Origin of the sequence: Streptomyces sp. NPDC058678, assembly GCF_042714835.1 — a bacterium.
Taxonomy (GTDB): Bacteria; Actinomycetota; Actinomycetes; order Streptomycetales; family Streptomycetaceae; genus Streptomyces.
Genome location: NZ_JBHXSG010000009.1, coordinates 15,624 through 33,692 on the forward strand (window position 1 = coordinate 15,624; position 18,069 = coordinate 33,692).

The following is an 18,069-nucleotide window of genomic DNA, read 5'->3' on the forward strand; positions in this document are numbered from 1 at the left end:
CCGGCGTCGGCCCGAGAGAAGGAAGAAGGTGAGCGGATCATGGCCGCCACCCAGAGGATCGCCGCGGGCGCCGTGGTCGCCGCGGTCTGCGCCGCGTCCCTCGCCGGCTGCACGATCGGCACCGACGGTTCCGAGGAGGCAGCGCCGGGGCCGCAGAAGGCGAAGCCGGTCCAGGCGCCGCCCAAGAGCGTGGTCCGCCTGATCGGCGACGGCTCCACCTCGTACACCGGACCGCAACCCCACCTGCCCAGACCCGAACGCCTCAAGCCGGGTCAGAAGCCCCCGCAGTTCGTGGTGTTCTCCTGGGACGGTGCTGGCGAGGACGGCCAGAAACTGTTCTCCCACTTCCGCAAGGTCGCCAAGGCGAACAACGCGACGATGACGTACTTCCTCAGCGGCGTGTACATGCTGCCGGAGGAGAAGCGCGACCTGTACAGACCACCACAGCACTCCCCGGGCCGCTCCGACATCGGCTTCAACGACGAGCAGGGCATCGCCGAGACCGCGAAGCAGCTGCGCATGGCGTGGCTGGAGGGCAACGAGATCGGCACCCACTTCAACGGCCACTTCTGCGGCAGCGGCGGCGGGGTCGGCGAATGGTCGGTGGAGGACTGGAAGGACGAGATCGCCCAGGCGAAGCACTTCGTGAAGTCCTGGAAGACCAATGCCGGCCTGAAGGACGCCGCCTCACTGCCCTTCGACTACGACAAGGAGCTCATCGGCGCCCGCACGCCCTGCCTGGAGGGCCAGAAGAACTTCATGAAGGCCGCCCGCGAACTGGGCTTCCGCTACGACACCAGCGGTGTCAACGACCAGGTCTGGCCGAAGAAGAAGGAAGGCCTGTGGGACCTGTCGATGCAGCTCGTGCCGTTCCCTGGGCACTCCTACGAGCAGCTGACGATGGACTACAACTTCATGGTCAACCAGTCGGGTACCAGGACCCAAGGTGACCCCGCCAAGCACGACTTCTGGGGCGACCAGATGCGCGACGGTCTTCTCGAAGGCTTCCATCGGGCCTACGACGGCAACCGCGCGCCCCTGATCATCGGCAACCACTTCGAGTCCTGGAACGGCGGCACCTACATGCGGGCCGTCGAGGAGGTCATCGAGCGGGTCTGCAACAAGTCCGACGTGCGCTGCGTGTCCTTCCGGCAGCTCGCCGACTGGCTGGACGCCCAGGACCCGAAGACGCTCGAGAAACTGCGCTCCCTGACGGTCGGCGAGGCCCCGAAGCAGAGCTGGGCGTCCTTCCTGTCGGGCGGCCGCCCGGCCCCGGCCCCCAAGGGCGTGCCGGGGGCGCCGACGGCCAAGCGGCAGTAGTCGTCGGACGGTTCGGCAGTGGTGGTCAGGCGGCTCGGCAGTAGTGGGCGGTTCGGCAGTGGTGGTCAGGCGGTTGCCACGACACTCTCACCGAGGACGAAGGAGGGGTCGACCTGCGCTGCCAGGTCGGCCCCGGTGCGCTCGTTGCCCCAGGTCTGGGCGTTCTTCAAGTGGAAGTGCACCATCTGGCGCGTGTAGCGCTCCCAGTCGCGCAGTTCGTACGTCGCGTCGGCGGCCGACCGCAACCGGCTCAGGGCGCGGCGGTTGGCGTCCTCAAGCAGCTCGAAGCGGGGCGGCCGGCCCTTCTCCAATGCGCGCACCCAGTCCGAATGCCCCACCGTCACGAGCAGGTCGTCCCCGACCTCGGCGCGCAGGAAATCGAGATCGTCGTCGCCCTGCACCTTGTTGCCGACGACCTTCAGGGTGACGCCGAAGTCACGGGCGTACTCCTTGTACTGGCGATAGACGGAGACCCCCTTCCGGGTCGGTTCGGCGACGAGGAACGTGATGTCGAAGCGGGTGAACATGCCGGAGGCGAAGGAGTCCGAGCCTGCCGTCATGTCCACCACGACGTACTCGTCGGGGCCGTCGACGAGGTGGTTCAGGCACAGCTCCACCGCTCCGGTCTTGGAGTGGTAGCAGGCGACCCCCAGGTCGGCGTCCGTGAAGGGGCCGGTGACCATCAAACGGACGGCGCCGTCGTCGAGTTCCACCGGCCGGGCGCAAGCGTCGTACACCGGGTTGTCCTCGCGCACCCGCAGCAGCCGTGAGCCCTCGCCGGGCGGGGTCGTCTTGATCATCGTCTCGGTCGAGGCGATGCGGGGGTTGGAGCCGCGCAGGTAGTCCTTGATCAGCGGCAGCCGCTCACCCATCGCGGGCAGCGCGGCCGCCTCCGCCTCGTCCAGGCCGAGGGCCGGCCCCAGGTGCTGGTTGATGTCGGCGTCGACGGCGACGACCGGCGCCCCGGTGGCCACGAGGTGGCGGATGAAGAGGGAGGACAGGGTGGTCTTGCCGCTGCCGCCCTTCCCGACGAAAGCAATTTTCATGTTCACCAAGCGTAGTGGTGCAGTAGCTGTACGTGGCAGGTGTGCGTGAAGAAGACCACTCCTTCGTGGGGTGGGCGCCCAGGCTGCGTAGGGTCGTACTTATGAGTACGTCAGGGGCGACCGCCGATCCGCTCGCTGCCCTGGGCTCGCTGCCCGGTGTGGCCGAGTCCGTGGAATCCATGCGCAAGGCCGTGGACCGGGTCTACGGACACCGGGTCATGCGACGCCGCAGCAACGAGATCACCTCCGAGGCCGCCCTGCGCGGCGCGCGCGGCTCGGGGGCGCTGTCCGGCGCGGACTGGGCCCTGGAGGAGGTGCGCCGACGCACCGACTTCAGCGGCGACGACGAGGCGCGCGTCATGGGCGGCGCCCTGCGGCTGACCGCCGAGGCGGGGCAACTGCTGTCCATCTGGCGGCAGTCGCCGCTGCGGGTGCTGGCCCGGCTGCACCTGGTGGCCGCGGCGACCACTGGCGACGAGGTCGGGCGACCGCGTCAAGCGGGCGAGTCGGTCGACGAGCCGCTCATCGAGCTGCCGCTGCCGAGCGCGGGCGAGGTCTCCGGCCGCCTCGAGGGGCTCTCCGAGCTGGTCATCGCGGGAGGTTCGGCACCCGCTCTGGTCACTGCGGCCGTCGTCCACGGCGAACTCCTCGCCCTGCGCCCCTTCGTCTCCCACAACGGTCTGGTGGCGCGCGCGGCCGAACGCATCGTCCTGGTCGGCAGCGGCCTGGACCCGAAGTCCGTCTGCCCGGCGGAGGTCGGTCACGCCGAACTGGGCCGCGCGGCCTACGTGGCGGCGCTGGACGGCTATGTCTCCGGCACTCCGGAGGGCATGGCCGCCTGGATCGCCCACTGTGGCCGGGCGGTCGAACTGGGGGCCCGCGAGTCGACGGCTGTGTGCGAGGCACTGCAGCGCGGAGCCGCGTAGGAAGTCCCTGGAAAGCCCCGGGAAATCCGGGAAAAGGGTTGCGGCGGTACGAGAATTCGTACCGCCGCTGGCATGTCCACCGGGGTACCAAGCGTCCTCGAATGTTACCCATCAGGTCGGGAACTTTGCCCGTCCCTGGTGCGGCTGGCCCGTAATCGACGGGTCGACGTCGCGTGGGTGCCCGGTGTCCATGCTCGGTCCGTGGGGCCAAATTGCGTTCTTAAGGTGATCCTTTCGGATGTCCTTGGTCTCGCGGGCCGTTAACCCCTTTGTACTCCTGGACCGGAGCAAGCGGAAGCCCGGGCAGCACTTCTTTACTTTTAGGATCAAAGAGACATTAAGCAGGTGCTGGCATGGTCAGGCCGGAGTCGCACGGCGTCGGCTGGCGTACCAGACGAGGCCGGCGGTGGCCGCCGCGGCGCCTACCGCCGCGACCGCGACGAGCGCCGGACGGGGCGGCACGGAGAAGGCGGGGAGCCGCTTCTTGAGCCGGACCGGGCGGTGGAAATCCAGAATCGGCCACCCGCGCGCGAGTGCCTCGCGGCGCAGTGCGCGGTCGGGATTCACCGCGTGCGCGTGACCGACGGACTGCAGCATCGGCAGGTCGGTCGCCGAGTCGCTGTAGGCGTAGCAGCCCGCGAGGTCGTACCCCTCGGACTCGGCCAGTTCCTTGATCGCCTCGGCCTTCGTCGGACCGTACGCGTAGTACTCCACCTCTCCGGTGAAGCAGCCGTCGTCGCCCACCACCATGCGGGTGGCCACGACGCGGTCCGCGCCGAGCATCTCGCCGATCGGCTCGACCACCTCGGCGCCCGACGTGGACACGATGACGACGTCACGTCCGGCGGTGTGGTGCTCTTCGATGAGGGAGGCGGCCTCGTCGTAGATGATCGGGTCGATCAGCTCGTGGAGCGTCTCGGCGACGATCTCCTTGACCTGCTGGACGTTCCAGCCGCGCACGAGCGCGGACAGGTACTCGCGCGTCCGCTCCATCTGGTCGTGGTCCATGCCACCCACCAGGAAGACGAACTGGGCATATGCGGTACGCAAGGCGGCCCTGCGGTTGATCAGCCCGCCTTGGTAGAAGGACTTGCTGAAGGTGAGCGTGCTCGACTTCGCAATGACCGTCTTGTCCAGGTCAAAGAAGGCCGCTGTGCGGGGCAAGGAGTGGTTTTCCACAACCATGAGCATAGGCGCAGCCCATTCGGCGTAAGGTGGGCGTGTGGGTTTGCCTGAGAGGGCTCTCGGGTACACCATGGAAGTCACGGATCGTTCGCGACCGTGCTAACCCGGTCCGACTCCTCCCCCCCCGAGTCGGCCGTGGAGACGACCCCCGCTCTCCCCCCCGGCGGGGGTCGTCGCATGTCCGGGTGGGTTTTTCCCCTTCAGTAGCGGCTGCAGGGCCGTGTCGAGGCGGCTGTGGCCGCCTCTTCCGCATGCCCGTGATCCGTCACTCTGTGTAGCCGTTGCGCTGCTCTGCGGAAGTCGCACAGCGGGTGGTACAGCGGTCACCGGTTTGGGTGACGGCGATATTCACAGCCGTTGAGTTGTCCACAGTTATCGACCAAGATCCACAAGATTTCCGGGATCCCTGCACCGTGATTCCCAGGCGCCCGGCTCGCACCGAGTTCATGGCTGGTTCCGGTTTGTCGGGCGCGTTTGGCCGGTCGGTATCGGCCGTTCATATGGAGGCCGGTTGCCGGTTCTTCACACGTTTGGGAATCGCGGGGCCGTGGTGGCTCCGCGGAAGGGGGATGGACACCGTGGCCGCAGCCGTCACACACGATCCGCCACCCGCCGCCGGAGGGCGGCAGGGCAAGCCGTTGATCGTCACGGAAGACGCCGAACTGCTCGACGACCTGCTCCGCCTGTGCGCGGCCGCCGGCGCCACACCAGAGGTCCACCACGGGGTGCCGGACAACAGAGGCAGCTGGGAGGCCGCGCCCCTGGTGCTGGTCGGCGACGACGCCGCACGGCGCGTCCGCGGAGCCGCACGCAGGCGCGGAGTGGTGCTGGTCGGCCGCGACCAGGACGACCCCGGTGTCTGGCAGCGGGCCGTCGAAATCGGCGCCGATCACGTCCTGATGCTGCCCGACGGCGAGCAGTGGCTGGTCGACCGCATCGCCGACGTCGCCGAGGGCATCGGCCGGCCCGCCCTCACTGTCGGCGTCATCGGCGGCCGGGGCGGGGCCGGTGCGTCCACGCTCGCCTGCGCGCTCGCCGTCACCTCCGCGCGCGAGGGCCTGCGCACGCTGCTCGTGGACGCCGATCCGCTCGGCGGCGGACTCGATGTACTCCTCGGCGGCGAGAGTGCCGAAGGCCTGCGCTGGCCCGCGTTCGCCGCCTCGCGCGGCCGGGTCGGAGGCGGCGCCCTTGAGGAATCCCTACCGCGCCTGCACTCCCTGCGCGTGCTGAGCTGGGACCGCGGCGACTGCGTCGCCGTCCCGCCCCAGGCCGTACGGGCGGTGCTGGCCGCGGCCCGGCGCCGGGGCGGCACGGTCGTCGTCGACCTTCCACGCCGTATCGACGACGGTGTCGCCGAGGTCCTCGCCCAGCTCGACGTGGGGCTCCTCGTGGTCCCCGCGGAGCTGCGCGCCGTCGCCGCGGCGGGCCGGGTGGCCTCCGCCGTCGGGATGGTCCTGCGCGATCTGAGGGTCGCCGTCCGCGGGCCGTACACACCCGGGCTCGACGACCGCGAGGTGGCCCGGCTGCTCGGACTGCCCCTGGCCGGTGAGGTGCCGGTGGAGTCCGCGCTGCAGCACCCGCACGGGAGCCAGACGCCTCCCGGCGCGGCCGCACGGGGGCCGCTCGCGCGCTTCTGCAAGGAGTTCTTGGAGCGGGCTTTGGCCGAGGAGGGTGCCGCGTGAGTGCGTTTTCCGGGTTTGACGGGGCCGCCCCTTGGTCGGGCGTCGGCTCGGTGGGTGGGGCGGCCGAACCGGGGCTGTCTGGCGGGTCTGCGTCCCGGCGGCGTATGTCAGGTGGGGCTGCGTCCGAGCGGTGGGCGGCCGGTGGGGCTGCGTCCGAGAGGTTGCCGGGCGGCGGGTCTGGGCCCGAGCCGGGGTCGGCCGGTGGGGTTGCGTCGGCGCGGTGGCCGGCCGATGGCACGGCTTCCGCCGGGGCGAGCGGTGCGGATCTGTCGCCGGGGCTGCTCGACGGGGTGCGGCAGTGGCTGGTCGAGAGCGGGGCCGAACCGACGCCCGCGCGCGTGGCACAGGCGTTGCGGGAACAGGGGCGGGTGCTCGGAGACGCGGAAGTCCTCGGCGCCGCGGAGCAGTTGCGGTCCGAGCTGGTCGGCAGCGGCCCGCTGGAACCGCTGCTCGCCGACCCGTCGGTGACCGACGTACTGGTGTCGGCCCCCGACCGGGTCTGGGTGGACCGTGGCGGCGGTCTGGAGCTGACCAACGTCTCCTTCCCGGACGCGGCTGCCGTACGACGGCTCGCGCAGCGCCTGGCCGCGGTGGCCGGACGCCGGCTCGACGACGCGCGGCCCTGGGCCGACGCCCGGCTGCCCGACGGGACGCGGCTGCACGCGGTGCTGCCACCGGTCGCCGTCGGTTGCACCTGCCTGTCCTTGCGGGTCGTACGGCCGCGGGCGTTCACGCTCGACGAACTCATGGCGGCGGGCACCGTGCCGCCGGGCGGGGACCGGTTGCTGAGGGCGATGCTTCGGGCCCGGCTGTCCTTCCTGATCAGCGGCGGCACGGGCAGTGGCAACCCCAATGTGTCGCTGTGACGCCTCTATAATGATCTTGCCCTGACCATCTTTCCCGCATGGGAAAAATGGCCTCTGACCTGCGGTTTTGCAAGCTAATTCCAGCCCGCGCGTGATCGCCTTCGAATCAAAGGTGAGGACATGGAGCGGCCCCGGCCGGATCGGCGTCCGGCCGGGGCCTGGTCCCGCCCGCCCCATCGGGGGCGTAGGAGCGGGCGGGGGTCAGTGGCGCCTCAGGTAAGGCGTGCTCTGGTGGGGCACCGGCTTGCACGGCACCTTGTGGAAGTAGAGCGTCGTGCCGGCGCCTGAGTTCGACGTCTTGGGGACGGCCTTGGCTTCGTCGTCACGCATCGGCTTGTCGCAGCTCCTGCAGATCTTCACTGCTGGACCTCCTCGCGCCAGAGGCCGAACCAGACGCGGTACAGCTCGCCTGCCTCCGTGCACTCGCGCTTCACCTGCGGGCGTTCCGGGTCGGGCCGGCAGTCGGGGCAGGCGACGCAGTGCTCGGAGAGCTCGACGAACGCCTCCTTCGCCGGGGTCAGTGTCAGTGTGGTCACCGGTTTCCCTCCGCCTCTCCGTCGAGCTCGGCCCAGACGGTGTCGGTCGTGTCGGTGCGGGCATGTCCGTACCGGTCGGCAATCGCGAGGGCGGTGAGGATCGCTGTGCGTGTGGTGGGGGTGAGTTCGTCGGGGAGCTCGGCTTCGATGCGGAGCGCCCCGGTGTCGGTGTGCGCGGTACGCGGCTCGCCGCCGGTGGCTGCGGCGAGCATGCCGACGAGTGCGGCAGCCTGCGCTTTCTTAGTGCGCACAGCTCTCCCCTGGTGAGCGTTCGATCACGCCTCGTGATGCTGAGTATTCAGCTTCGACCTGATGGGTTAGCTTTGTCAATGTCGATGCTCGACCCCCGGAGCGGCCCAAATGCCTCGTGAGACTCCCTACTTGCAGGTCGCCGATGCCCTGCGCGTCCGCATCCAGGCGGGCGAATGGGCAGTGGGCGACAAGCTGCCGTCCCGGGCCCGCTTCGCCGAGGAGTACGGCGTCGGGCAGAGCGTCGCCCAGCGCGCCATGGAACGCCTCATCATCGAAGGGCTCCTCGAGGGCCGCGCCGGATCCGGAACCTACGTGCGCCGGCCGCGCGAGCGCCTGCGCATGGTCCGCTCCCGACACCGCGAGCGCCGCGGCGGGTCGCCCTTCCGCGCGGACATGAAGGAGCAGGGCCGCGCCGGTACTTGGGAGTCCCGCAGCGCCGCCCGGACGCCTGCCCCGGAGCACATCGCGGAGCGCCTGGCCATCGAGCCCGGCGACCTGTGCGTGGTGACGAACTACGAGTTCCTCGCGGACGGGCAGCCGGTGCAGCTGTCGGAGTCGTGGGAGCCAATGGCCATCACGGACGGCACGCCGATCGTGCTGCCGGAGATGGGGCCGCATGCGGGCGCGGGTGTCGTCGAGCGGATGCGCTCTATCGGTGTCGTCATCGAGACGGCCGTCGAAGTGCCCCGACCCGCGAGGGCGAGCCAGGCGCAGGCTAACCTGCTCGGCATCAGCGTCGGCGACCTGATCAGTGAGATCGAGCGGACGTACTACGACACCGAGGGCAGGCCGGTCGAGACTGCGGACATCGTCGTGGCCGATGTGCGGTGGGAGATCGCCTATGAGATCGGCATCGAGCAGCCCGACGACTGAGGGGTACTCAGATTGTGAGTACCCCTGGACGCACGAAAGCGGCCCCGCCCTCCCGGAGGAGAGCGGGGGCCGCTGAGTGCCCGTCACGGGTATGTGACCGCAGAAGTGGTGCCGCCCGTTGGCTGGCCGCGGCTACGGGACGGCACCACCAGGGCTTTCCGGCCGCAGATCCGACGCAGGAAAGAACCGGAAAGCCCCAGGCACACAGCATCGCCCACGGAACCATCAAGCGGGCCAGTGACTCGCCTCCAAACGTGTGAACCCCCGCAGCACAGACGAAGGCCCCCTCCCGCCCGAAGGCGGGGCCGCTGACCGCAAGAGTGGTGCCGCCCGCTGGCGCCAGTGGCAGCGGGCGGCACCAGGGTTTCCGGCCTCAAGGCGACAGGTCAGGTACCGGAGAACCCCGTGTACACAGCGTGGCCCGCGGAACAATCCCAGGCCAGCGATGCGCATACAAACGCGTGAACGCCCCCTGCACGGCCCGTGATGGGGCCGTGCAGGGGGCGTCTTCATGGGTACTGGCGGCGGGTCGGGTCGAGGCCGGCGGAGAGCAGGCCGCCGTTGCCGTTGTCGGGTTCCGGGTCGGGTGCGCCGTCCTTGCGGCAGACGAGCGCGTCGGGGTCGTAGCTCGGGGCCTGCGGGCTGTAGCCGTCGGGGCAGGCCGGGCCGGGCGGCCCCTGCTCGCCTCGGGGACCTTGTTCGCCCTGTGTTCCCTGCTCGCCCTGTGGGCCTTGTTCACCTTGTGGGCCTTGGGCGCCTGGCTCGCCCTGTGGTCCTTGCGCGCCGTCGGTGCCGGGCGTTCCGTTCTGGCCTGGATCACCTGGGGCGCCGGTCTCGCCGTCGGTGCCCGGCGCACCCTCCTTCCCGGGGTCACCGGGGTCGCCCTTCGGGCCGGGGATCGGCACCGGTACCTCGGCTCGTGCGGGTAGGTCGTCGACCGCGTCGGATGGATCCGGTGCAACGGGCGTCTCACCTTCGCTCTTCACCTGTGTGCGTAGCTGCCGCACGTCGGTGGCGAGCGTTGAGACAGCCTCGCCGCGCCGGTCGGCTTCGGCGGCGAGGCTGTCGGCGCGGCTGGCTTCGGCGTCGATGCGCCCCCACACGATGACGACCGCGCCGGACAGGGCGATCAGCCAGCACAGCAGCGCCAGCGGGCGCCAGCGGCGGGCCAGTGCCCGTTCTGCACGGGTCTCTGCACGGGTCACGGATCGCCTCCCAAGTTGACGACTTTCACACGGAGGCGGGCGATCTCCACCTGGTCGGCGACGCGGTGCTCGAGGAGCCCTTCGATCTTCTGGTCTCGGGCGGCGAGCTGCTCGCGGAGCTTGTCGCGCTCCTCTTGGATCTGGTCAAGTTCCGAGTTCATGCGGGTGGTTGCGTTCTCGCCCCGCTTGCCGAGGTACGCCACCACTCCGCCGACAACCGCGCCCACGCCTACGAGCAGGCTGCCGATGGTGGTGGCGTCCAAGGGTGGCTCCTACAGGTCGCGCGGAGTGGGGCTCGCCTGCCGGTTGGGCACGGCCCACGTGAAGCCGAGCGCAGCCAGGACGGCGATCAGTGCCGCCCAGCCCTCGGCTGCGGTGACGGTGTCGTCGGTGACGGCGACCGACAGCGAACCGGCGCCGGCGGCCACACCCGACACGGCGGCCTTGGCGTACTTCGAAATCTTCATGGTCATCCCTTCTCCAGCGCGGTGACGCGCTTCTCCAGAGCGGTCAGCCGCTCCTCGGTCGTGGGCGGCTTCGGCTTCGGAGCCGGCGCCGGAGTGCTACTCGGCGGCGACCAGCTCGCCGCGTGCTTCAGCCGCTCGGCGACACGTGCGCGGATGTCGGGCATGCTCACCCCTGGGCCGCGCGGGTCGACCTTCCCGGGCTGCCACTCCTTGTGGCCGATCACGGACGTGTTGCCGTCCTTGCCCCAACCGTGCGCCCGGCACAGGGCGGCGGCCGCGCGCACCATCGCCTCCACCTGGACGGCCGGCCACAGGTCTTTGTTGTCGCCGAAGTTCTCGCACTCGAAGCCGTAGAAGCGGGCATTGCCGTCGGTGTTCGACTCGTTCGCAGCGGGCAGGGGCTTCTCGGCGATGACCGCGCGCAAGACGTCGTCGTCGCCGAGCCCGGCATGGTTGGTGCGGCCGTAGCCGACGAGATGGATCGTGCCGTCCTTGGCGACCACGCCGTGGCACAGGGGACCAGGCAGTTCGGAGTGCCCGTCGCGGCAGATCCTCACCGTGACGGCGGTCCCCTTGGTGACGGTGTGATGGACCATCACGCCGTGCACCTCACCCCACGCGCCCTTGCTGTTGCGGTTGTGCGTCTTCCAATTGCCGACCTCGACGACTTTGACGCCCTCGGCCTTCAGCGCGGCGAGGAACTTGGCAGCGGACAGCGGATCGGCCATGGGGCCTCCAGACATGAGGAAAGCCCCGGCCAGAAGGGCGCGGGGCGAGCAGGTGAGGGAAGGTCAGGCGGTGGGCGTCATCGACTCGGAGTATGTCGACGTGCGGCCCGCCGACCGAAGGACGAAGTCCGGCGACGAGGCGATCAGGTCGACGAACTGCTGTACGACCTCGGGCACCCCTTCCGCGTCGATGTTGTCGGTGGACACGGCGACGTCGAAGGTGACCGGGTACTCGCCGATCTTGTCGACGCTGTTCGCGCTGACCGTGTACCGGGCCTGATAGGGGCCTTCTGGGCTGCTGAGGGGCATGGATTCCTTCTGGTGTAGGGGTTAGCCGGTCGCGAAGGCGGCACCGAACTTGACCGTCTGCGCGGCGACGAGGGTGGACGTCGGGTACATCGAGGTGATCTGGCACTGGCCGTTCGTGAGGAAGCGGACTGATCCGGCCGTGACCCCGGACACCTCGAACAGCCCGGGGGTTTCCGCCCCCGGCCTGCAGTCGGCGGGCAGGGTGCAGACGGTGACGTCGCCGATGTTGCCGGTGCTGCCTGCGGTGATCGTGGCTCCGCTGTACGTCAGAATCACCGACCACTCGGTGACGCCTCCGGCCTTGCGCCCGGCGAAAGTGCTCACCGCGAAGTTCGTGCCCGCTGTCGGGCTTGAGGTCAGTGCGACGGGCGTGAAGTCGTTGAGCCGTGCCGCGGTGATGCGCATGCCGGGCTGCCACAGAGTCACAGCGGTTCTCCTTACAGGGCGACGGTGGTGGGGTCGGCCAGGCGCACGTCCGTGGCGGTGGTGTGGCTCTTGACGACGCTGTTGCGGGAGCGGACGACCGTGAACCGCTGCGGGTTGATGATCTGGAGGTTGTCGAACCGCAGCTGCGGGTTGACCGGTGTCGACCCGGTGTTGGCGAAGCACCTGATGCCGACGTTGGCGGCCGCGGTCAGGGCGGTGTCGGTGACTTCGAGGTGCCAGGCGCTCGGCTCCTGCGCGGCCGGCAGCCAGATCCGGGCTTTCAGCGCCGACCCGATGACCTGGAAGCGGACCCGGTAGAAGGCGCCGGCCGTGTGTGTCAGGCCGCTGGTGTACGTCCCGAGCTGCGTCTCCGTGCCGGTCACGCGCTTGCGGAGCGTCATCACGACGCCCGCCGAGGTGTTGAAATCGAGCCGGGCCGCGTAGTGGTTGTTGTTGTCGACCGCCCGCACGATCGGCCCCGCGAACAGGCTCGCGCCCGCGGCGAGGACGGATGATGCGACGTCGACGACCAGGTCGACGTCGGCGGTCGGCGCGGGCGCCAGGGCCAGGTGCGCGATCCCGGTGGCGGGCTGGTTGGCCGCCGCATATCCGCTGCCGACGCTGTAGTCCGCTGCGGTCCCGACAACCGTCCAGGCCTGCCCAGTGTCCGCCGTGCCCCAGCCGGACGCCACGGTGCGGTTGAAGGTGTCCGCGACCGCCGGAGTGATCGCGTTGACGGTCATCACCTCCCCGCCCGCGCGGATGTCCATCGGGAAGTCGGAGGGGCTGCCGCCTGCTTGGCGGAGGGTGATGTGGTCGCCCCACAGCAGGTCTGTAGCGGGCGGGAAGTCGGGCACGGTGGCCGCCAGGTTCGCGGTGAGCGCTGTGGCCGGGGCCGTCGCGGTGAGCTCGAACCATGTCCAGGTGTTCGCCGGGATCGTCACGTCGTTGGAGGTGGTCGACAGGTAGGCGCCCGCCGCCGCGAACCAGTTGATGTTCAGCGCGACGCCCCGGGCGGTGGCGGAGCGCAGCCAGCCCGAGGCTACGTACTGCTGGCCGACGACGACCGGCATCGTCGTGCTGCCGGCGTTGGGGAACTCGGCGATCCCGTTCGGGGTGAACAGCAGCGACCAGTCCCCCGTGAACGGGGCCGGCTGCGGGGTGGCGACGCGGGCGATGGTGCCGCCGGATCCGTTCCAGCCGGTCAGGTTCGTCTCGAAGTCCCAGTTCGAGTTGAGTGCCGGGTTGGCGGTGATCCAGGGGAGGTCGGCGGTGGTGGTCACCGTCAGGATCGTGTCGTCGCTGTCGACGGGCGCGGCGAGCTGGCTGCCGGCGGTGTCGGCCCGCCCGTAGAGCGCATCTTCGATGGCGCCGACCTGCCACGGCTGGCCCGGGGAGCAGTTGAACGTCACCTCCCACCGCTGCAGGCCGGCCTCGTGGCGGATGCCTTCGACGATCAGGTCGACGTCGCCGAACCCGACGTACTTGGGCAGGCCGGTGATGCGGATGAGGTCGCCCTCGGTGAGCGCGAGTACCTGCGGGATCAGGTTCGGTGCCTTGTGCAGCAGCACCTTCACGGTCGGATACCGGGGCCCGTCGAAGGTGCCCTGGTGCAGGCGCCAGTAGGCGATGGGTTCGGTCTGGGCGTCGTCGTGCAGGGACAGGGTGACCGCGTCGTCGTACTGGCCGATCCCGTCGGGCGGGTCCAGCACGGACAGCGGGCCCTCCTCGAGGAACGCCCGCCCTTCGCTGCCGCCGTCGCGGACGACCGTGCGGTCGTTGCGGGTGGCGGTGTCGTCGTCGACCGGCTCGAGCGGTGCGGCCAGGCCGGGCGCGCCGCTGTAGGACAGGGTCAGCTTGGGTTCCTGGCTGTACATGCTGGAGCGGTCCCGGTACAGCAGGCCGGGCCGGGTGCGGTCTTCCAGGAGCAGTCCGCCGTCGGCGTCCGCGGCGGCCTGCAGCAGTGTCAGCAGCGTGTCCGGGGTCTGCGGTCCGACGAGCTCGGTTGTCTCGGTGCCGAGGATGCGGGCCAGCGGCAGGTTTTCCTCGGTGGCCAGGCGCCGCATGCGCTGGTCGGCGCTCTCGCCGGTGAACCCGATGTCGGCGCTGTTGTAGATGAACGTGGGGGCGGTGGTGAACACCGCGAGGTGCCCCAGGGCCGTGCCGTCCAGGTCGCCGGAGTGCCCGCCGTCCGGGCCCTTCAGGCCGGAGATCCGGCCGACCGTTCCGGCGTAGCTGGTGGTGACCAGGCCGGTGCCCGCCCCGCCGATGGGGACGAACCGCAGGGACCAGTCGACGTTGGCGCCGTTCTGCACGGCGAACAGCTGCCAGCGGCACCACGTGTTGAACACGCCCAGCCCGGTCAAGTCGAGCAGCGAGGACGTCACGACTGCGTCGTCGGCGTCGTAGCCGAGCACCTGGGAGCCGTTAGTGGTCAGCATGAGCCGCCACCGCTTCACCGTGCCGGTGCCCAGCCACTGCAGCACCGTGCGGGCGGTCGCGGGCCCGCTGTTGGGCACGTTGAAGATGAACTCGGTGTGCCACTGCGTGGGGCTGCCGGACGGGGCGGGGACGGTTCCCGAGATGAGGGAGCCGTCCCGGATGGTGGGCAGCGCGGACGATCCGGCCAGGGAGTCTTCCGCGGCCATTGTCATCCCGCTGGTACGCAGCGGCCGTACCCCAGTGATGGGGCTGTAGAACTGGGTGGCCGTGCGGCCCTCTTCCAGCGGCCAGTAGGCCACCGGATTGCCGGAGGGGAGGCGGCGGCGCAGCGTGGACTGCAGGGCCTTCTTGCCCTGGCCCATGCGGCGCAGGATGCCGGCGCCCTCGATGGACACCCACGCATCCGAGCCGTCCGGGCGCCAGCTCTGCGGCCACTCGGGCACCTCGGCGACGATCAGATCCTCGCGGTCGCGGATGACGGCCGCCCCGGACAGCGTCCAGGTGCGGCCCGCGCTGTCCGCGAAGGCGGTGGTCCCCGCAGGCTGGGCGGTGAAGTCGGGGGCTGCGACGATCGTGCCATCGATGCCGTTACGGACCTCGGCCTTGTAGACGCGGCCGGCCATGGCGCGGCGCGGGATCGCAACGTCCAGCTGCTCGGGAGCGATCGTCAGCGGGGAACTGGCACTGGTGATGGTCAGCGTGCCGCTACCGGAGACGTCCTCTCCGATCTGTGTCCACGGCCCGGCGATGGACTCGGCCCAGTACAGGCGGAAGGTGTGCCCGCCCGCACCGTTGTTGACGTCCACCGTGCCGCGCAGTGCCGCACGCTTCGGCAGCGCCGGCAGTTCCCAGGACGCCACGTTCCCGAGAATGCCGTCGGTGGCGACGTGCAGGTACAGCGATCCGTCCTGGAGACGAAGGTGATAGCTGCGGATACCTGCCGCACCCCACTTGCCGATGAGGATGTGCCCATCGGAGTCGTACCAGCTGGCCTCGCCCTCCCACCGCAGATCGAGGTCGCCGGTGATGTCGAGGCTGGCGTGATCGGGAGTCGACGCGTAGTTCGCCGGGTTGCCGTCCAGCTCGAGGTAGGAGACGGTGCCGGGCACCGAGAGCCGGCCGCGGGTGTTGCGGCCGATCTTCCCGAACAGATCGCTCTCCGGGTTGCGGGGGCTAAAGCGTCCGTCACGGTTGTTGATGACCACCTGCAGGCTGCCCGGGTCGGTCTGGGATCCCATGTCCGGGCGGCCGTGCTCGACGACGATGCCGCCCCGCTCGTAGGTCGGAACCGGGATCCAAGCCCCGTCGACGAGCAGCTCGAACAGGGGGTTCAGCGGGGTGTCGGGGAACGCCACGACGGCGGCCTCCTTACTTGGTGCCGAAGGTGTCGTCGGTGTCGCCGCCGCGGCCGGTGGTCTGCACGATGCGGCGGATGAGGCGCTTCATATCGGCGGGGCCGGCCAGCTCGATCCGCAGGCCGGGCGCCTGGGCGGCGAGCTGGGTGCGGCGGCCGCTGTTGACGGCACTCAGGCCGGGCACGCTGGCCATACCGTCGAGGGCGGACTGCACGCCCGGGACGCCGTCGGTGATGCCCTGCCCGAAGGCTTCGGCGATCGCCCGGCCGGAGTACAGGGTGTAGCCCTTGCCTGCGAACGGGCCTTCTTTCGCCGGGGAGAAGGGGAAGAAGTCCCGGGCGGCGGAGACGACGGACGATGCGGCGTTTCTGACGTCGCCGATCATGTTCTTGATGCCGTTGATGAAGCCCTGGATGAGGGCGCGTCCCGCACCGGTCAGGACGTTGCCGAGGTTGCCCAGCCCGGACCTGACCCGCCCGGGGATGCCCTTCACCCAGTTGATCATCTCGGTCGCCTTGTTGACCGTGGCCCTCTTCATCGCCGACCAGTGCTTGATCAGCAGGCCGAGCGCGGTCCAGTTGAGGAACGCGTTGTAAATCCATCCGGGGATCTTCCGTACCCAGCTGACCACGGCGTTCCAGGCGCTGACGGTGGCGTCCTTGATGGCCGACCAGTGCTTGATGATCAGCCCGAGGAGCGTCCAGTTGAGGAAGAACTGCCAGATCTTGTCGGCCGCCGACTTGATGAAGGTCCAGACGGCGTTCCAGACGGCGATCGTGAAGGCCTTGATCTCGTCCCAGTAGGCGATGATCAGCGCGACCAGGGCGATGACGGCGATGATGATCCAGCCGATCGGGCCCATCGCGATCAGCCACTGAGCGGCCATGGTCGCCGCCCAGATCACCGCCCGGGCGGCCATCATCACGAACTGGCGGATGGTGACGGCGGCGATCCGCAGCATGCTGGCCAGCCACGTCACGGTCGCACGCGCGGCCGCGGCCACCCACGCGCCCGCGGTCCGCGCAGCGTTCACCGTCGCCGAGGCGGCCATCCGTAGCCCAGCCCTGACGCTCGTCGCCGCGGTGGTCACCCACCGTCGTGCGACCTGGCCGAGGCGGGAGTTCATCAGGTCGGAGGCTGCGTCGACCGCCGTCGAGGCCGCGCTGAACGCCTTGAACGCGACGACCGCGCCGAGGATCGCGAACGCCAGGGCCTGCACCACGCTGGGAGGAAGGGCGTTGATGAGCTCGGCCAGATGCAGGGCGATCGTGGCCGTGACGCCGATCAGCGGGGCGAGCGCTACGAGCAGTTTCAGGGCGGTCGTGGCGAGGGTGCTGAGGGTCTGTCCGCCCTGGCGGGCGAGGTCGATGAACTGGGCGAACCCTTCGCTGTCGCTGAGGCCTTGGCCCCACTTGGCGAACGCGGCCGTCGACTCCTCGAACCCGCCGGACATCGTCGTCGACAGCGGCAGGAACGCTTTGATCACACCGCCGATCCCGACCGCGATGTTCTTCAGGCCGAACAGGAAGCTCTTGAGGTTCTGCCCGGCGACCTTCGCCATCGAGTCGGCGAAAGTCTCCAGGCCCTTGCCCTTGGTGCTGCGGTCGATCTCGTCGACGAACTCACCGAACGCACCGGCCGCCGCCTTCACGAACGGCGTCAGCAGCGGCAGCAGACGCCGCACGACCTGCAGGCCCTTGGTGAAGACGGGCATCGTCGTCGAGCTGAGGCTGTCGGACCACTCGCGCTGGTCCTTCTTGAGGCCGATGAACTCCTTGGCCATCGCCTGCGTCGCGGGCGGGAGGTCCTTGAGGGCGTCGTTGTAGGCCTTCTGCTTCTCGGCGGCGTCCTCGGCGCCGGCCGCGGCTGCCTTCTCCGCCTCCTCGGCCAGGCCTGCAACCTCGGCGACGTCCTGCATCTGCGGGCCGACCGCCAGCTGGAACGCCTTCGCGGCCACCCCGGCGGAAGCGAACGCCGCCGCCAGGCCGCCGACCCCGGCAGCCACCGCCGCGGCGGCCGGCACTCCTATGCCGAGCCCTGCCACGGCCTTGCCCAGGCCGCCGAGGATGCCCTTGGCGCGGTCGGCGCCCTCGCGCACGGCGTCGGTGTCGATGCCCAGGCGCACCGTCATGGAGGCGAGCGTGGCCACAGGCCATCACCCCCTCGTCGGGACGCAGTCCCCTATGGAGTTGTGGTGTTGAAGGTTCCGCCGAGCGCGGCGTTCGCCGCCTGGGCGACCCGGAACAGTTCTTCCGGGCTCTTACGGACGCGGCCCTTGTCCCAGCGGGGCATGAAGTCGGAGATCTTCGGTGCCCGCTGGCCCTTGCCGCGGTTCACGCCGGCGATGACCGAGGCGACCATCGCGGCCTGGACGTCGCCGCGGGCCCCGCCGAGCGGGCCGGTCAGCTGCTCATACGCGCGCCACTCGGCGAGCTCGGCCGATCCCATGTC

General features: G+C 70.0%; 18 protein-coding genes and 1 pseudogene. 5 read left to right on the plus strand and 14 right to left on the minus strand.

Annotation, left to right across the window (positions count from 1 at the left end; genetic code table 11):
* The first annotated feature begins 39 nt into the window (after positions 1–39).
* Positions 40–1,320: a hypothetical protein gene (locus tag ACFWWR_RS11330; RefSeq protein WP_384302949.1), complete on the plus strand. Its 1,281-nt coding sequence runs from the start codon at positions 40–42 to the stop codon at positions 1,318–1,320.
* Between the two features lie 65 nt (positions 1,321–1,385).
* On the opposite strand, the gene ACFWWR_RS11335 is transcribed toward ACFWWR_RS11330, so the two are convergent.
* Positions 1,386–2,366 carry an ATP-binding protein gene (locus ACFWWR_RS11335; RefSeq protein ID WP_383864664.1) on the minus strand — a complete coding sequence of 327 codons (981 nt, stop codon included), beginning with the start codon at positions 2,364–2,366 and terminating at the stop codon, positions 1,386–1,388.
* Positions 2,367–2,467: 101 nt separating this feature from the next.
* Between ACFWWR_RS11335 and ACFWWR_RS11340 the strand changes: the two genes are divergently transcribed.
* Positions 2,468–3,292, plus strand: a complete 825-nt coding sequence (locus tag ACFWWR_RS11340; RefSeq protein ID WP_383864661.1) for an oxidoreductase — start codon at positions 2,468–2,470, stop codon at positions 3,290–3,292.
* A 357-nt stretch (positions 3,293–3,649) separates the two neighbouring features.
* Here ACFWWR_RS11340 and ACFWWR_RS11345 read toward each other — a convergent pair whose 3' ends face one another.
* A complete protein-coding gene (locus ACFWWR_RS11345) occupies positions 3,650–4,483 on the minus strand; it encodes an HAD family hydrolase (protein ID WP_383864658.1) in 834 nt (277 codons plus the stop codon).
* Positions 4,484–5,046: 563 nt separating this feature from the next.
* Here ACFWWR_RS11345 and ssd point away from each other — a divergent pair.
* Together ssd and ACFWWR_RS11355 are read left to right on the plus strand one after the other, a co-directional pair.
* Positions 5,047–6,159, plus strand: coding sequence for a septum site-determining protein Ssd (ssd, locus tag ACFWWR_RS11350; RefSeq protein ID WP_383864655.1), 1,113 nt, complete (start codon positions 5,047–5,049; stop codon positions 6,157–6,159).
* Between the two features lie 104 nt (positions 6,160–6,263).
* A pseudogene (locus ACFWWR_RS11355) lies at positions 6,264–7,004 on the plus strand (ATPase, T2SS/T4P/T4SS family); the annotation flags it as partial.
* 222 nt (positions 7,005–7,226) lie between these two features.
* Here ACFWWR_RS11355 and ACFWWR_RS11360 read toward each other — a convergent pair.
* The 3 genes from ACFWWR_RS11360 to ACFWWR_RS11370 are packed head-to-tail and all read right to left on the minus strand — an operon-like array spanning position 7,227 to position 7,812.
* Positions 7,227–7,355: a hypothetical protein gene (locus ACFWWR_RS11360; RefSeq protein WP_384302951.1), complete on the minus strand. Its 129-nt coding sequence runs from the start codon at positions 7,353–7,355 to the stop codon at positions 7,227–7,229.
* A gap of 26 nt (positions 7,356–7,381) precedes the next feature.
* Positions 7,382–7,561, minus strand: coding sequence for a hypothetical protein (locus ACFWWR_RS11365; RefSeq protein WP_384302953.1), 180 nt, complete (start codon positions 7,559–7,561; stop codon positions 7,382–7,384).
* Complete coding sequence (locus ACFWWR_RS11370; protein WP_384302955.1) at positions 7,558–7,812, minus strand: hypothetical protein; 255 nt, start codon at positions 7,810–7,812, stop codon at positions 7,558–7,560. The genes ACFWWR_RS11365 and ACFWWR_RS11370 overlap by 4 nt, the downstream gene beginning before the upstream one ends.
* Before the next feature lie 109 nt (positions 7,813–7,921).
* Between ACFWWR_RS11370 and ACFWWR_RS11375 the strand changes: the two genes are divergently transcribed.
* Positions 7,922–8,686, plus strand: a complete 765-nt coding sequence (locus tag ACFWWR_RS11375; protein ID WP_384302957.1) for a GntR family transcriptional regulator — start codon at positions 7,922–7,924, stop codon at positions 8,684–8,686.
* A gap of 509 nt (positions 8,687–9,195) precedes the next feature.
* Here ACFWWR_RS11375 and ACFWWR_RS11380 read toward each other — a convergent pair.
* From ACFWWR_RS11380 to ACFWWR_RS11420, 9 genes are all read right to left on the minus strand, one after another.
* Positions 9,196–9,891 carry a collagen-like protein gene (locus ACFWWR_RS11380; protein WP_384302959.1) on the minus strand — a complete coding sequence of 232 codons (696 nt, stop codon included), beginning with the start codon at positions 9,889–9,891 and terminating at the stop codon, positions 9,196–9,198.
* Positions 9,888–10,154 carry a hypothetical protein gene (locus ACFWWR_RS11385; RefSeq protein ID WP_384302961.1) on the minus strand — a complete coding sequence of 89 codons (267 nt, stop codon included), beginning with the start codon at positions 10,152–10,154 and terminating at the stop codon, positions 9,888–9,890. Before ACFWWR_RS11385 ends, ACFWWR_RS11380 begins: the two co-directional genes overlap by 4 nt.
* A gap of 9 nt (positions 10,155–10,163) precedes the next feature.
* Positions 10,164–10,358: a hypothetical protein gene (locus ACFWWR_RS11390; protein WP_384302963.1), complete on the minus strand. Its 195-nt coding sequence runs from the start codon at positions 10,356–10,358 to the stop codon at positions 10,164–10,166.
* 2 nt (positions 10,359–10,360) lie between these two features.
* The gene (locus ACFWWR_RS11395; protein WP_384302965.1) at positions 10,361–11,086 is read right to left on the minus strand and encodes an N-acetylmuramoyl-L-alanine amidase; all 726 of its coding nucleotides are present in this window, start codon (positions 11,084–11,086) and stop codon (positions 10,361–10,363) included.
* Between the two features lie 63 nt (positions 11,087–11,149).
* On the minus strand, positions 11,150–11,395 hold the full coding sequence (locus ACFWWR_RS11400) for a hypothetical protein (protein WP_384302967.1): 246 nt from the start codon (positions 11,393–11,395) through the stop codon (positions 11,150–11,152).
* Positions 11,396–11,416: 21 nt separating this feature from the next.
* Positions 11,417–11,821, minus strand: coding sequence for a hypothetical protein (locus ACFWWR_RS11405; RefSeq protein WP_384302969.1), 405 nt, complete (start codon positions 11,819–11,821; stop codon positions 11,417–11,419).
* Positions 11,822–11,832: 11 nt separating this feature from the next.
* Positions 11,833–15,618, minus strand: a complete 3,786-nt coding sequence (locus ACFWWR_RS11410) for a hypothetical protein (RefSeq protein ID WP_384302971.1) — start codon at positions 15,616–15,618, stop codon at positions 11,833–11,835.
* A gap of 13 nt (positions 15,619–15,631) precedes the next feature.
* Positions 15,632–17,749: a hypothetical protein gene (locus tag ACFWWR_RS11415; RefSeq protein ID WP_384302973.1), complete on the minus strand. Its 2,118-nt coding sequence runs from the start codon at positions 17,747–17,749 to the stop codon at positions 15,632–15,634.
* A 50-nt stretch (positions 17,750–17,799) separates the two neighbouring features.
* Positions 17,800–18,066, minus strand: coding sequence for a DUF4035 domain-containing protein (locus ACFWWR_RS11420; protein ID WP_384302975.1), 267 nt, complete (start codon positions 18,064–18,066; stop codon positions 17,800–17,802).
* Positions 18,067–18,069: the final 3 nt, after the last annotated feature.

Excerpts from the sequence above, each read along its gene's own strand:
- ACFWWR_RS11330 (WP_384302949.1), top strand. The coding sequence starts at position 40 with ATGGCCGCCACCCAGAGGATCGCCGCGGGCGCCGTGGTCGCCGCGGTC.
- ACFWWR_RS11335 (WP_383864664.1), bottom strand. The coding sequence starts at position 2,366 with ATGAAAATTGCTTTCGTCGGGAAGGGCGGCAGCGGCAAGACCACCCTG.
- ACFWWR_RS11340 (WP_383864661.1), top strand. The coding sequence starts at position 2,468 with ATGAGTACGTCAGGGGCGACCGCCGATCCGCTCGCTGCCCTGGGCTCG.
- ACFWWR_RS11345 (WP_383864658.1), bottom strand. The coding sequence starts at position 4,483 with ATGCTCATGGTTGTGGAAAACCACTCCTTGCCCCGCACAGCGGCCTTC.
- ssd (WP_383864655.1), top strand. The coding sequence starts at position 5,047 with ATGGACACCGTGGCCGCAGCCGTCACACACGATCCGCCACCCGCCGCC.
- ACFWWR_RS11360 (WP_384302951.1), bottom strand. The coding sequence starts at position 7,355 with ATGCGTGACGACGAAGCCAAGGCCGTCCCCAAGACGTCGAACTCAGGC.
- ACFWWR_RS11375 (WP_384302957.1), top strand. The coding sequence starts at position 7,922 with ATGCCTCGTGAGACTCCCTACTTGCAGGTCGCCGATGCCCTGCGCGTC.
- ACFWWR_RS11390 (WP_384302963.1), bottom strand. The coding sequence starts at position 10,358 with ATGAAGATTTCGAAGTACGCCAAGGCCGCCGTGTCGGGTGTGGCCGCC.
- ACFWWR_RS11395 (WP_384302965.1), bottom strand. The coding sequence starts at position 11,086 with ATGGCCGATCCGCTGTCCGCTGCCAAGTTCCTCGCCGCGCTGAAGGCC.
- ACFWWR_RS11400 (WP_384302967.1), bottom strand. The coding sequence starts at position 11,395 with ATGCCCCTCAGCAGCCCAGAAGGCCCCTATCAGGCCCGGTACACGGTC.
- ACFWWR_RS11415 (WP_384302973.1), bottom strand. The coding sequence starts at position 17,749 with ATGACGGTGCGCCTGGGCATCGACACCGACGCCGTGCGCGAGGGCGCC.
- ACFWWR_RS11420 (WP_384302975.1), bottom strand. The coding sequence starts at position 18,066 with ATGGGATCGGCCGAGCTCGCCGAGTGGCGCGCGTATGAGCAGCTGACC.